At 65.9% G+C, this 12,656-nt stretch carries 12 protein-coding genes; 5 read left to right on the forward strand and 7 right to left on the reverse strand.

Annotated elements, in window-relative coordinates:
* Nucleotides 1-151: 151 nt before the first annotated feature.
* Together IF809_RS05120 and IF809_RS05125 are read right to left on the reverse strand one after the other, a co-directional pair.
* Nucleotides 152-904: a carbonic anhydrase gene (locus tag IF809_RS05120; protein WP_462837002.1), complete on the reverse strand. Its 753-nt coding sequence runs from the start codon at nt 902-904 to the stop codon at nt 152-154.
* A gap of 91 nt (nt 905-995) precedes the next feature.
* Nucleotides 996-1,649: a S24 family peptidase gene (locus IF809_RS05125; RefSeq protein ID WP_462837003.1), complete on the reverse strand. Its 654-nt coding sequence runs from the start codon at nt 1,647-1,649 to the stop codon at nt 996-998.
* 284 nt (nt 1,650-1,933) lie between these two features.
* On the opposite strand from IF809_RS05125, the gene IF809_RS05130 reads away from it, so the two are divergent.
* A complete protein-coding gene (locus tag IF809_RS05130) occupies nt 1,934-2,278 on the forward strand; it encodes a DUF952 domain-containing protein (protein WP_128968806.1) in 345 nt (114 codons plus the stop codon).
* A complete protein-coding gene (locus tag IF809_RS05135) occupies nt 2,275-3,372 on the forward strand; it encodes a quinone-dependent dihydroorotate dehydrogenase (protein WP_453980919.1) in 1,098 nt (365 codons plus the stop codon). The genes IF809_RS05130 and IF809_RS05135 overlap by 4 nt, the downstream gene beginning before the upstream one ends.
* Nucleotides 3,373-3,460: 88 nt before the next feature.
* Here the strand turns inward: IF809_RS05135 and IF809_RS05140 are convergent, their stop codons facing one another.
* The 5 genes from IF809_RS05140 to IF809_RS05160 all read right to left on the reverse strand — a co-directional run bounded on the left by IF809_RS05140 (nt 3,461) and on the right by IF809_RS05160 (nt 8,887).
* Nucleotides 3,461-4,840 (reverse strand): MATE family efflux transporter, encoded by a 1,380-nt coding sequence (locus IF809_RS05140; protein ID WP_462837004.1) that lies wholly within the window; start codon nt 4,838-4,840, stop codon nt 3,461-3,463.
* A gap of 1 nt (nt 4,841) precedes the next feature.
* On the reverse strand, nt 4,842-5,576 hold the full coding sequence (locus IF809_RS05145) for an MBL fold metallo-hydrolase (RefSeq protein WP_462837005.1): 735 nt from the start codon (nt 5,574-5,576) through the stop codon (nt 4,842-4,844).
* Nucleotides 5,577-5,606: 30 nt separating this feature from the next.
* Nucleotides 5,607-5,909: a DUF6460 domain-containing protein gene (locus IF809_RS05150; RefSeq protein ID WP_453980916.1), complete on the reverse strand. Its 303-nt coding sequence runs from the start codon at nt 5,907-5,909 to the stop codon at nt 5,607-5,609.
* A 285-nt stretch (nt 5,910-6,194) separates the two neighbouring features.
* Nucleotides 6,195-7,856 carry an ATP-dependent DNA ligase gene (locus tag IF809_RS05155; protein ID WP_462837006.1) on the reverse strand — a complete coding sequence of 554 codons (1,662 nt, stop codon included), beginning with the start codon at nt 7,854-7,856 and terminating at the stop codon, nt 6,195-6,197.
* Nucleotides 7,853-8,887 carry a ligase-associated DNA damage response exonuclease gene (locus tag IF809_RS05160; RefSeq protein ID WP_462837015.1) on the reverse strand — a complete coding sequence of 345 codons (1,035 nt, stop codon included), beginning with the start codon at nt 8,885-8,887 and terminating at the stop codon, nt 7,853-7,855. Before IF809_RS05160 ends, IF809_RS05155 begins: the two co-directional genes overlap by 4 nt.
* Before the next feature lie 52 nt (nt 8,888-8,939).
* On the opposite strand from IF809_RS05160, the gene IF809_RS05165 reads away from it, so the two are divergent.
* The 3 genes from IF809_RS05165 to IF809_RS05175 form a co-directional block, all read left to right on the forward strand.
* On the forward strand, nt 8,940-9,866 hold the full coding sequence (locus IF809_RS05165; RefSeq protein ID WP_462837007.1) for a class I SAM-dependent DNA methyltransferase: 927 nt from the start codon (nt 8,940-8,942) through the stop codon (nt 9,864-9,866).
* Nucleotides 9,867-9,981: 115 nt separating this feature from the next.
* Nucleotides 9,982-11,211: an ABC transporter substrate-binding protein gene (locus IF809_RS05170; RefSeq protein ID WP_164938926.1), complete on the forward strand. Its 1,230-nt coding sequence runs from the start codon at nt 9,982-9,984 to the stop codon at nt 11,209-11,211.
* A 194-nt stretch (nt 11,212-11,405) separates the two neighbouring features.
* Nucleotides 11,406-12,656 (forward strand): DEAD/DEAH box helicase (locus IF809_RS05175; RefSeq protein WP_462837008.1); only part of this gene is annotated, 1,251 nt, incomplete at its 3' end.

Raw genomic sequence — 12,656 nt, forward strand, 5'->3', positions numbered from 1 at the left:
CGTCATCGCCCGGCTTGACCGGGCGATCAGTAGTCCGAGACGGCTGTGATGAGGCCGAGACGCCGCGGCGTACTGGATTCCCCGCCTTCGCGCGCCTTCGCGGGGAATGACAGCGAGTAATACGGCGAACTCGCGGAGTGGCGCCACCCGCTCAAATCGACTTGAGCACGTAACGCCTGTTGTCCTTCTGCACCGGGCGCGCGTTCATCGGATAGAGCTTTGCGAACGCGGCGACATCCGCGGCTGAGACCTGGATCGGGTCGGTCAACAGCAGCCATTCCACCACTTCCGAACACGGCGGCGTCGTCAGCGAGCCGGGATAGCGGAAATAGCTGAGCCTGTGCGGCAGCAGGGCGTGGGGATCGATGCCCGCATCCGCCTTCACCGCGGGGCCTTCCGCCGCCGGCATGGTCTTGACGATCTTGCCGAACGCCGGGTTCGGCTTGCCTTCCGTCATCAGCACGCCGACCACGGCGAGCCCGCCGGCCTCGTTGCGGTGGACGAAATGCGCCTCCATCGGAAAATTCTTGCCGCCGATCATGTGTTCGCTCGGCCGGTGGAAATGCACCTGCACCAGCTTGTACTTGACGTCGCCGAGCAGAAGCGTGCTGCCCTCGGCGAAGTTGAGCTGGATGGTGTGGCCGTTGTTGACGATGGTGTCGGCGCTCTTGCCCCAGTTCAGCTTCAGCGCCGGCAGCTGCGATTTGACCGTCGTCTCGATGTCGATCGGCGATTGCTGCAGGCCGACCGCGCAGGCCTTGTTGGCCGCATCGAGATCGCCCCATTTGGCGGGGGCGCCGGCTCCCTCATAGCTCCAGTGCACGCCCTCGGCGGCGAAGGCCGGCTTGCACACCGGACAAAGCGCGAGACCTGCAAGCGCCTTCAATGCGTGACGACGATCCATCGTAATTCCCCCTCAGTGAACCTGGTCGGCAATATCGGCCGCAACCTATGCGAGAGGGGCGGTGAGTCGCAATGGCGATCGCTCGCTGGATCTATTGGCTCGCCCATACGATCCGCGCGATCCAGGCAACCTCGCTTGTCATGAGCGTGCGCTCGGCCTCCGTTGCGCCGAGCGGCAGCAACTCCAATGCCTTCGCCGTGCGTCGCTTCAGCGTTGCCGCGATCACCTCGCCCGCTCCGGTCTTCACCACGACACGGTCGCCTTTGCGGATCGGCGCGCCGCGCGAAACCAGGATGACGTCACCGTCGCGGTAGGCAGGTAGCAGCGCATCGCCGGAGATTGCCAGCGCGAAAGTGCTGCTGTCCTCGGCGACCGGCAGCGCGATCTCGCTCCAGCCTTTGCCGGACGGCAAGCCTTGCTCGTCGAACGCACCATTCGCGCTGGCGAGCGCGAAGCCGAGCAGCGGTACGGTGCGGCCGTTGCCGGGATCCTCGTCGATCAGCCTGGCAAAACTGTCGATCGACGAGTCGGCTGCCGCCAGCGCCTTGGCGATCGATTCGGTGGAGGGCCAGCGTTCGCGGCCATCGGAGGTGACGCGTTTGGACTTGTTGAAGGTGGTCGGGTCCAGCCCGGCCCGCTTGGCAAGGCCGGACGGCGACAGCCCGGCGCGCGCGGCCAGACGATCCAGTGCGGCCCAGATCCGGTCGTGGGTCAGCATCCTCTGCGCTTTGGCCTGTTTGACCATGCTAGGTCCAGCCCGTCGCAACTCAGGAAAACTGTCCTCAAATCAACCGGTTTTCCGTTTTTCGCGCAAGGGGGCGGCAAGGCGTTCGCCAGCGAAATGGATGCCGGTTCGCGTTGAGAAATCGGGTCAAAACAACAATTTTCAGCCTCGCCCCAATTTCAACCGATCGGAGCAGCCGTAACTCTTGAGTTCAGGGAAGGCGGCCTTTACGGTCGCGCCCCGGGTCCGCCCATAGGGTCCGAAAACCCCAACAGACTCAAAGAGCAAGCAGGACGCCGGAACAGGTGGTCAAGATCTACAAAATCTGTCCGGCCCCGGCCTGGCGCGAGGCGGAACGGCAGGGCGTGTACCGGGGGAGCGCGGATGATTCGCGCGATGGATTCATCCATTTCTCCACCGCGCCCCAGGTTCCGGAGACCCTGCGCAAGCACTATTTCGGCCAGCGCGCGCTGTTCCTGGTCGAGGTCGACAGCGATGCGCTCGGAAGTGCGCTGCGCTGGGAGCGCTCACGCAACGAGGAGCTGTTTCCGCATCTCTATGGCGAGCTCGATCTCGGCGCCGTGCTCTCGGTGATAAACCTCAACATGCGCTCGGATGGCGGGCACGACGTTCCGGAGCTCGCCCCGTGATCCGCGCTTTCGATGCATTCTCGCTGCCGGTGCTGCGCTGGCTCGATCCGGAGGACGCGCACCGGCTCGCGATCCAGGGCTTGCGCTTCCTGCCGCCGGTGAAACCGCGGCCTGACGATCCCAAGCTCGCGGTGCGCGCTTTCGGGCTCAACTTCCCCAACCCGATCGGCATGGCCGCAGGCTTCGACAAGAGCGCGGAAGTCCCCGACGCGCTGCTGCGGCTCGGCTTCGGCTTCGTCGAGATCGGCTCGGTCACGCCGAAACCGCAAGCCGGCAATCCCAGGCCGCGGCTGTTTCGGCTCGAGCGCGACGAGGCCGTCATCAATCGCATGGGCTTCAACAATGACGGCGCGGACGCGGTGCTGCGCCGGCTTGCCGCGCGCGCGGCCAACGGCGGCATCGTCGGCGTCAATGTCGGCGCCAACAAGGATTCGCCCGACCGTGTCGCCGACTACGTCAAGCTGATCGAGACCTTCGCACCGGTCGCGAGCTATTTTACCGTCAACGTCTCCTCGCCCAATACGCCCGGCCTGCGCAATTTGCAGGAAGGGGCGCTGCTCGACGATCTGCTCGGACATGTGATCGATGCCCGCGAGCGCGTCAGGCAGAAGGCCGGCGACACGCCGGTGCTGCTGAAGATCGCGCCCGACCTCAGCCTCGCCCAGCTCGACGATGTCGTTCAGGTCGCGCGCTCGCGCCGGGTCGACGGCATGATCGTGTCGAACACGACGATCGCGCGGCCGAGCACGCTGCGCGAGGAGATGCGCGCGAAGGAGCAGGGCGGCCTGTCCGGCCGGCCGCTGTTCCGTCTGTCGACGCGCATGGTCGCGGAAACCTATGTGCGCGTCGAAGGCGCATTCCCGTTGATCGGCGTCGGCGGCGTCGATTCCGGCGGCGCCGCGCTGACGAAGATCCGCGCCGGTGCCAGCCTGATCCAGCTTTATTCCTCGCTGGTCTACAAGGGCCTCGGCCTCGTCGACGAGATCAAGCGCGATCTGACCTCGACCTTGCTGCGCACCGGGCGGGATTCGTTGTCGGAGATCGTCGGCGCCGATGCCGCCACACTCACCGCCGAAGACTGGCCGGGGATGTAGTTCTTTCGCCTCTCCCCGCCTGCGGGGAGAGGCCGGATTGCATCGGAGATGCAATCCGGGTGAGGGGGACTCTCCGCGGGTCCAATTCTCACCGTCCTTGCGGAGACTCCCCCTCACCCCGACCCTCTCCCCGCAAGCGGGGCGAGGGGGAGGAAAACGTCGCCCGATACAGCGCCGGATACCGCGCGCCCTGCAACCCGCCACGCGCCAGGTAGAACGCGAGCAGCGCGCACCACAGTCCGGCATTGCCGAGAGATTGCAGCGCCCACCATACCCCCATGAAGATCGCGAGCGAGACCAGCATCAGATTGCGCATTTCGCGCGCCCAGGTGGCGCCGACATAGATGCCGTCGAAGCCGAACGCGAACACGCCGGGAATCGGTGCCAGCACGATGAACGGCAGGAAGTCGCGCGCGGCGCGGCGGACGTCCTCGCTCGCCGTCATGAAGTTGATGATGTCAGGGCCGAACAGCGCGAACAGCACCGCGACCACCAATGCGAAGCCGAGGCCCCACAGCAGCACCAGCCGGGTCGAATCGGCAAACCCCCTTGCATCGCGCGCGCCGAAGCTGCGGCCGCAGAGCTGCTGGGCGGCGTTGGCGAGGCCATCGAGGAAGAAGGCGCTGACCAGCAGGAAATTGTTGAGTACGGAGTTCGCCGCCAGCGTGACGTCGCCGGCGCGCGCGCCCTTGGCGGTGAAGAACAGGAAGACGGTGATCAGCGCCGCGGTGCGGATCATGATGTCGGAGTTCACCGACAGCAGCCGCATCAGCTTGGCGCGATCGAACAGCGTCGCGCGCGGCACGGCAAAGCCGCCATGCGCGTGGCGACGGCACACGATGACGCCGAGCACGAAGCCGATGCTCTCCGACAGCAGCGCGGCGACCGCCGCGCCCGCGATGCCGGTGTCGTAGACCAGCACCAGCAGTATCGTCGCCGTCATGTTGATGAGGTTGATGACGACCTGGAGCGCGAGTGCCGGATTGGCGCGGGCCTGTCCCACCAGCCAGCCGAGAATGACGTAGTTGGCGAAGGCGAACGGCGACGACCAGATCCGGATCATGAAATAGGTCTTGGCTGCGTGCGTGACGCCCGCGCTGCCGCCCATCAGGTCGAACAGCGCGCCGGCCAGCGGCATCTGCAGCACGATCAGAGCGCCGCCGATCAGGCCTGCGACGATGAAGCCGCGCACCAGGATCACTGTCTGCTCGCGCGTCTCGCCGGCGCCGAGCGCCTGCGCGGTGAAGGCGAGCGTACTCATGCGCAGGAAGCCGAACAGCCAGAACAGGCAGTCGAAGATCACGGAGGCCATCGCGACGCCGCCGAGCAGCGCGGCATCGTCGAGCCGGCCGATCGCCGTGGTCGAGACCACGCCGATCAGCGGCGTCGTCAGGTTCGCCACCATCGCGGGGCCCGCGATGGCGAACACCTGGCGCGAGCCGACCCTTTGAGGAAGCGGTGCGTTCATCTCAGAACACCAGCACCATGCCGTCTTCGGCCGCGAGGTGCTCAATCGTGTCGAGACGCGACAGCACGTGATCGCTCATATGGGTGAGGACGAGGCGCTTTGCGCCGATCTTTGGCAGATGCTGTTCCAAGGTCTTCAGGCTGAGATGGTTCTTCACCATCTTCTCGTACATATAGGCTTCCGCGATGAAAAGGTCCGCACCATGCGCCAGCGGAATGAGCGCCTCCGTCCATTCGGTGTCGGCGCTGTAGGCGAGCGTGCGGCCTTCGACCTCGATCCGGTAGGCGAGAAACGGTCCGCCGGATTCGCCGTGCACGACCGGGTAGGGCGTCACCATCACCGGGCCGAAGCTGCGGTTCTGCTCCGGCGTGAGTTCGACGACGTCGAGTTCGAACCGCTGCCTGGTTTTGGAGGAGTGCTCGAACAGCACCTCCATCACCTGGTTCAGCCGTGTTTGGATGCCCTCAGGACCCGCAATCGTCAGCTTCTTTGTCCGCCGCGCGAATTGGGCGTCGAGCAGCAAGAACGGCAGGCCGGCAAAATGGTCGCCGTGGAAATGCGTGATGAGAATGAGATCGATCTCGTTCCGCTCGATCTCCAGCCGCTTCAACGCCGGCAGCGCCGACGCGCCGCAATCGATCAGGAAATTCGCGGTGCGACCCGAGACATGGAAACAGGTGTTGAGCCTGCCCCCGGAACCGAAGGCGTCGCCGCAGCCGACAAAGCGGAGTTGCATCGGCTGCGGGCTCCCTGTGTCCGACCCCATTCAGCGGCGTGGCGAGCCGAACAGGCGCGACAAGAACCAGATCGGGATCACGATGACTGCGCCGAGCAGGAAGTAGCGCCACAGCCAGTTCACGGCATCGAAGCCGAGATCCCACAGCCGCTGGAACAGCAGGCGGATGCTGATGAGGATATTCCAGGGATCGAAGCCGATCGCCGCCAGCACGACGCCGACCAGGATCGAGAGCAGCACCAGGCGAAACGCGACCGCCAGCGGCGAACCGCCGAGAAAGCGGTGCAGGCCATCGCTGGGGCCGGCCGGCAAATCTCTGACGTCGGGGGGCATCGCAAACTCCTTCGGATTCGTCCCCATTATAGGGCACGGCCAGGGACATGGGGAACCCGTAACGGCGCGTCAATCGGCTTACCGGAGTTTAATTCGGCGCGCTGGGAAGATGGATTGGTGGAATTCGGTCGGGCCGCGGGCGCTTAACCTCTCCCGCTTGCGAGAGAGGTCGCGCCGAAGGCGCGGGTGAGGGCTTTGTCCGCTGGGGCAATCCCAAGGCGGAGACAGCCCTCTCGCCGTCTCCCGCAAGCGGGCGAGGGAGCGCACCGCCTTCGCGGTGACCATTCACGCTTCAATCTCCGCCGCCTCTTCCTTCAGCATCCGTTCCAGCGTCTCCAGCCTGTCCGCCTCCCGCGGCGGCTTGTCCCAGCGCAGGCGGCTGATGCGGGGAAAGCGCATCGCGACGCCGGATTTGTGCCTGGGCGAGCGTTGCAGCCCCTCGAAGGCGACCTCCAGCACCAGCCCCTTGTCGCCCTCGTGCACGACATGGCGGACGGGACCGAATTTCTCCGTGGTGTTGCGGCGGACGAAGCGGTCTATCTGCAGCAGCTCCTCGTCGGTGAAGCCGAAATAGGCTTTTCCGACCGGCACGAGCTCCTCGCCATTCTCGGTCCCGGTCCAGACGCCGAAGGTGTAGTCCGAGTAGTAGGACGATCGCTTGCCGTGGCCGCGTTGCGCATACATCAGCACGGCATCGATGATGTGCGGATCGCGCTTCCATTTCCACCATTGCCCTTTCGGCCGCCCCGGCAGGTAGGGCGCATCGCGCCGCTTCAGCATGACGCCTTCGACGGCATCGGCGTCCTCGCCGGCGCCGGCGCTTGCGGGATCGGCGCGCGCGGCAGTGAGCGCGTCCCAGCTCGCGAAGGGAACGGTGGGGGAGAGATCGATACGGGGATCGTCGAGCTTTGCGATGAACCTCTCGAGATGCTCGCGCCGTTCCGCGAACGGCAGTTCGCGCAGATCGTTCTCGTCGTCGCCGAGCAGATCATAGGCGCGCAGGTGAATCGGAAACTCCTTGATCAGCTTTGGCGAGACGACCTTGCGATTGAGCCGCTGCTGAAGCACGTTGAAACTCTGCACGCGCCCTTCGCGCAGGATCAACAGCTCGCCGTCGATCGCGCCCGGCAGGCGCAGGGACGGCACGAGGTCCGGGAAGCTGCCGGTGATGTCTTCGCCGGTGCGTGAGTAAAGTCGCGCGGTGATCTGGCCGCCGTCGTCGCGGCCGGCGACGGCCTGCACGCGGATGCCGTCCCATTTCCATTCGGCGATGTAGTCGGCAGGATCGAGGCTCGCGAAATCGCTGTCCTCGATCGCATGCGCCAGCATCACCGGGCGGAACGGCGCGGGATCACGATTGACCGGCTTCTCGGCGCGGCCTTCCAGCCAGGCGAACAGGTCAAGATAGGGCGGGATGAGCCCGGGCCAGATCAGCTCGACCTCATGCGGGTCCTTGTCGCCGAGCGCGGCCGCCGCCGTCTTCGCCAGCCGCGCAGAGATGCCGATGCGCATCGCGCCGGTGACGAGTTTCAGGAGCGCCCAGCGGCCGGTCTCGTCGAGCTCGTCGAGCCAGCGTTCGAGCTGCTTTGGCAATTCGGTCTTGCCGAGCGTGCGCAGCGTGGTGACGACTTCAGTGAGCGTCGGGGGCGGCGGGTTGTTGTGGGCGGCCATCGCGGCTCTCGGCCACATCAGCGCCACCGTCTCCGAGAGATCGCCGACGTAGTCGTAACTCAGCCCGAACAGCACCTCGTCGGTGCGCGAGGCGATGAGATCGCGGATCAGCGCGGGCTTGGCGTGCTTGAAGCTGAGCGCGCCGGTGAGTGCGGCGAGCGCGTAGCCGCGGTCGGGATCGCCGACCTCGCGGAAATAGCCCGACAGCAGCCGCAGCTTGTTGTTGCGGCCGGGCTCATAGGCGAGACGATCCAGCAGTTCGGCGAAGCGATTCATGCGTCGGCCTCGTCTTGAACCGGTGTCTCGCCTTCCTCCTCGCCATAGCCGACCAGATCGAGCGGCCGCGCGCGCAGACCTTGCGTCTTGCACCAATGCACCAGCGCATCTTCCTGACCGTGGGTGACCCAGATCTCGGCGGCGCCGGTCGCCGCGATCGTCGCGGTGAGGCCGTCCCAATCGGCGTGGTCGGAGATCACAAGCGGCAGTTCGATGCCGCGCTGTCGGGCGCGGGCGCGCACCCGCATCCATCCCGACGCGAACGCGGTGACGGGATCGGGAAAGCGGCGCGTCCAGAGGTCTGCAGTCGCCGACGGCGGCGCCAGCGTGATGGTACCGGCGAGTGCCGCCTTCTTCATGCCCATCGCCGGCCGGAGCTCGCCGAGCGCGATGCCGCGGCTCTGGTAGTAATGCGTGATCGTCTCCATCGCGCCATGCAGATAGATCGGCGCGTCATAGCCGGCCTGGCGGAGCAGCGCGATCACGCGCTGCGCCTTGCCGAGCGAGTAGGCGCCGACGAGATGCGCCCGCTCCGGAAACAGCGCGACCGAGGCGAGCAGCTTCTTCACCTCCTCGCTCGCATCGCCGTGGCGAAACACCGGCAGGCCGAACGTGGCTTCGGTGATGAAGACGTCGCAAGGCACCAGCTCGAACGGGACGCAGGTCGGGTCGGGCGCATCCTTGTAGTCGCCGGACGCGACGATGCAGGTGTCCTTGCACGTGACCGCGATCTGCGCCGAGCCCAGCACGTGGCCGGCCGGGTGGAATTTCACTTTGACGTCGCCGAGCCTGAGCTCCTCACCGTAGCCGATCGCTTGCGTCGAGCCGGCAAAATCCTCGCCGTAACGCAGCCGCATCATGTCGAGCGTTTCCTGCGTCGCCAGCACGGCGCCATGGCCGGCGCGGGCGTGGTCGGAATGGCCGTGGGTGATCACGGCCCGCGCGACCGGGCGGATGGGGTCGATGTGGAAGCCGCCGGGCCTGCAGCACAGGCCGTCAGCAGTTGGCAGCAGGATGTCTTGCGGGCGCATTTCTGTCATATAGGCTGGCTTGCCAATTCTTCGAGTCATCCTTCGGTTCCCAATGCCGCTCCGCTTGTTCCTCACTTCCGGCGATCTGATGGCCGACCGCCGTTTCGAGTTCGCGCGCGATCTCCAGCTCAAGGGCGATCTGCCCGCCGCCGCCGACCTGATCGAGCAGGCGATCGAGCTCGCGCCAAACTTCACCTCGGCCTGGTTCACGCTCGGCGAAATCCGTCAGCAGCTCGGCGAGCGTGACAAGGCGATCGCAGCCTTCAGGAAAGCGCGCGAGTCCGATCCCGAGGATCAGCACGGTGCCGGCCTGCATCTGATGCGGCTCGGCGACACTGAAATGACGGAGATGCCGAAGGCCTATGTGCAGGCGCTGTTCGACCAATATGCGCCGCGCTTCGAGCACGCGCTGATCAACGATCTCGGCTATCGCGCCCCCGCGCTGATCTTCAAGGCGGTGCTGGCCGCGCGCGTCGCCGCGAAGAAGCCGGCCTTCTTCAAGCGCACCATCGATCTCGGTTGCGGCACGGGCCTGGCGGCCGCGGCCTTCGCCAAGCAGGTCGATCATTTCATCGGCATCGACCTCTCGCCCGGCATGATCAAGGAGGCGCGCGCGACCGGCCTTTATGCCGAGCTCGAGGTCGCCGACATGATCGAGGGCCTGCGCACCAAGCCTGATACAAGCGCGAACCTCGTCGTCGCCGCGGATGCGTTCGTCTATCTCTCCGATCTCGCGCCTGTGCTCACCGAGGCCAGACGTGTGCTCGTCTCCGGCGGCGTGCTTGCCTTCACGCTGGAGACGCATGACGGCGACGGCATCGTGCTCGGCGAAGGCCTGCGCTATGCCCATTCGGCGGAATATGTGCGCGCAGCGATCGCGAAGGCAGGATTGAAGTTGCTCACGCTGGAGCCGGCCTCGCCGCGCAACGAGAATAACGAGCCGGTGCGCGGCCTCGTCGTGGTCGCCGAGAAAACTTGAGTCTAGGCGCTAGAGCCAAGCGATTTAAGCGTCATTGCGTCGCAAAGCTGCGCCTTCCCACTTGCGAGCCGTGCTGCATTCCCAGCAAAATGCGCGCATTAGGGAGAAAACAACAATGACGAAGAATCCATCGCGGCGCGATATCGGCGCCGCCGCATTCGCCACCATTGCCGCATCCGTGCTGCCTGCGCCTTACGTCTGGGCCGCCGAGAAGAAATACGATGCGGGCGCCAGCGATACCGAGATCAAGATCGGCCAGACCGTGCCGCATTCCGGCCCCGGCTCGCTCTACGGCGTGCTCGGCCGCATCGGCGAAGCCTATTTCCAGATGCTGAACGAGAAGGGCGGCATCAACGGACGCAAGATCAAGTTCCTCACCATGGACGACGCCTACAGCGCGCCGAAATGCGTCGAGGCGACGCGGCGCCTGGTCGAGCAGGAGGAGGTGCTGGCGCTTTACGGCTCGCTCGGCACCGCGCCGCAGACCGCCGTGCACAAATACCTGAACTCGAAAGGCGTGCCGCAGCTGCTGCTCAATACCGGCGCGTCGAAATGGAATAACCCGAAAGAGTTCAAATGGACCATGGCCGGCCTGCCGCTCTACCCGACCGAGGCGCGCATCCTGGCGCGACACGTCGTCAGCGTGAAGCCGAACGCCAAGGTCGGCATCCTCTACCAGAACGACGATTTCGGCCGCGACTTCCTGGGCCCCTTCAAGAAGGTGCTGGCCGATGCCGGCGGCACCGCGCAGGTGATCATGGAGCAGACCTACGATCTCACCGATCCCACGGTCGATTCCCAATTGATCAATCTCTCGAAGTCGGGCGCGGACGTCTTCTACAACATCTCCACCGGCAAGGCCTCGTCGCAGTCGATCCGCAAAGTCGCCGAACTCGGCTGGAAGCCGCTGCAGCTGTTGTCGGCCGGCTCGACCGGCCGCTCGATCCTCAACGCCGCCGGCCTCGACAATTGCGCCGGCATCGTCGCTATCCGCTACAACAAGGAGGTCGGCCTGCCGAAATGGGAGAAGGACCCCGACGTGATGGCGTTCGAGGAGCTGCGCAAGAAGTACATTCCGACCATCGATCCCGACAACACCATCGCCTTCGCCGGCTACGGCCAGGCGGTGACGATGGGCGAGATCCTGCGCCGCTGCGGCGACGAGCTCACCCGCGCCAACGTGCTGAAGCAGGCCTCCAACCTCAAGGGCTTCCACTCGCCCTATTTCCTCGACGGCGTCACCTACGATTACACGCCCGACGACTACACGCCGATGAAGACGCTCTACATCTCCATCTTCAGCGGCAAGGACTGGGACATCTCCGACAAGCCGATGTCGGAGTAGGGCTCTCTCTTCCCCTCTCCCCGCTCTTGCGGGGAGAGGGGAGGGTGAGGGGGAGTCTCCGCGGGGACGGCGGCAGTTGAACTTGCGGAGACTCTCCCTCACCCGTCGCTTCGCGCCGGTCTCTCCCCGCAAGCGGGGCGAGGCGAAGCGCCCGCCCCTCGACGAACCCATCCTCACGGCTTACCTGTTCTGCCGTGCCGCCCCGCATCCGCAAATCTTCGGCAGAGCCCGAGACGCTGCTGCCCGACCGCTTCCAGCAATGGTTCGCAAGCCGTGGCTGGTCGCCGCGCGCGCATCAGCTCGCGCTGCTGGAGAAAGCGCGCGAGGACGCCAGCGCGCTCCTGATCGCGCCGACCGGCGCTGGCAAGACGCTGGCCGGATTCCTGCCGTCGCTGGTGGAGTTGAGTGCCGCACCTGCGGCACCTGCGAAATCCCTCGTCTCCACCGGCCGTTCCGTGCAGCGCGGCGGCGGCCTGCACACGCTCTATATCTCGCCGCTGAAGGCGCTTGCGGTCGATATCGCGCGCAACCTCGAACGTCCTATCGCCGAGATGGGCCTGCCGATCAAGGTCGAGACCCGTACCGGCGACACGCCGGTGTCGCGGCGCCAGCGCCAGCGGCGCTATCCGCCTGACATTCTGCTGACGACGCCCGAACAGCTCGCGCTCTTGCTGTCCTCCGACGACGCGCCGTTTCTGTTTTCCTCGCTCAAGCGCATCGTGCTCGACGAGCTGCACGCGCTGGTGACATCGAAGCGCGGCGATCTGCTCTCGCTGGGCCTCGCGCGGTTGTGGCGCCTGGCGCCGCAGATGCGCGCGATCGGGTTATCGGCGACGGTCGCCGAGCCGGAGCAGCTCGCGCGTTTCCTGGTGCCGCAGCCGGAGGGCAAGGAAAAGGCTGCCGACATCGTCGTCGCCGGCGGCGCCGCGCCGCCGCTGGTACAGATGCTCGACACCCGCGAGCGGCTGCCCTGGGCCGGCCACAGCGCGCGGCATGCGCTCCCCGAAATCTACGAGCTGATCAAGGCGAACAAGACCACGCTGGTGTTCGTCAACACCCGCAGTCAGGCCGAGATGCTGTTCCAGAATCTCTGGAGCATGAACGACGACGGCCTTGCCATCGCGCTGCATCACGGCTCGCTTGACGTCGCGCAGCGCCGCAAGGTCGAGGATGCGATGTCGGCGGGAAGATTGCGGGGCGTGGTCTGCACCTCCTCGCTCGACCTCGGCGTCGACTGGGGCGACGTCGATCTCGTCGTCAATATCGGCGCGCCGAAGGGCTCCTCCCGTCTGATGCAGCGTATCGGCCGCGCCAACCACCGCCTGGACGAAGCCTCGCGCGCCGTGCTGGTGCCGGCCAATCGTTTCGAGGTGCTGGAGTGCCGCGTCGCCATCGATGCCATCGCCGAGAATGCGCAGGATACGCCACCCTTGCGCACCGGCGCG

The sequence above is a fragment of the Bradyrhizobium sp. UFLA06-24 genome (assembly GCF_054967145.1).